This is a genomic window from Stenotrophomonas sp. HMSC10F07, from assembly GCF_001807895.1.
In the GTDB taxonomy this organism is placed as follows: domain Bacteria; phylum Pseudomonadota; class Gammaproteobacteria; order Xanthomonadales; family Xanthomonadaceae; genus Stenotrophomonas; species Stenotrophomonas sepilia.
In genome coordinates, this window is record NZ_KV791437.1 from 29866 (window position 1) to 30482 (window position 617).

Consider the following 617-nt stretch of genomic DNA (forward strand, 5'->3'; position numbering starts at 1 on the left):
GTCAGCGGTTCGATCCCGCTTGGCTCCACCACTTCGACATTAGGCCGTCGAAGGATCTACAACTTGAAGTTTTCGTGCGTCCCCATCGTCTAGAGGCCTAGGACATCACCCTTTCACGGTGGCGACCGGGGTTCGAATCCCCGTGGGGACGCCACTCATCACGAACAACGAGGACCCGGCCGATAACCGGGTCTTTTTTGTTCACCGCCTACCGGCATTCAGGTTGTGGCGTTGCGGTTCCCCTGCCCTTGGTGGCGAAGGTTGAACCGGGACGAAAAAAGTTCGAAAAAAGCTTCCACAAACGTGAACACGCAGGTATGATAGGCGGCTCGGTAACACGGGGCCATAGCTCAGCTGGGAGAGCGCCTGCATGGCATGCAGGAGGTCAGCGGTTCGATCCCGCTTGGCTCCACCACTTTCGACATTAGGCCGTCGAAAGTTCTACAACTTGAAGTTTTTCGTGCGTCCCCATCGTCTAGAGGCCTAGGACATCACCCTTTCACGGTGGCGACCGGGGTTCGAATCCCCGTGGGGACGCCAGTTTCAAAACGGACTCTGCTCCTGGCAGATATCCAGAGTTTCATGGGGCCATAGCTCAGCTGGGAGAGCGCCTGCAT

The 617-nt window shown here is 57.4% G+C and carries 3 tRNA genes; all 3 read left to right on the top strand.

What is annotated here, in order from left to right:
• Positions 1–78: 78 nt before the first annotated feature.
• A tRNA-Glu gene (locus HMPREF3114_RS16380) sits at positions 79–154 on the top strand.
• A gap of 185 nt (positions 155–339) precedes the next feature.
• A tRNA-Ala gene (locus HMPREF3114_RS16385) sits at positions 340–415 on the top strand.
• A gap of 49 nt (positions 416–464) precedes the next feature.
• Positions 465–540: transfer RNA gene (locus HMPREF3114_RS16390), tRNA-Glu, on the top strand.
• Positions 541–617 lie beyond the last annotated feature (77 nt).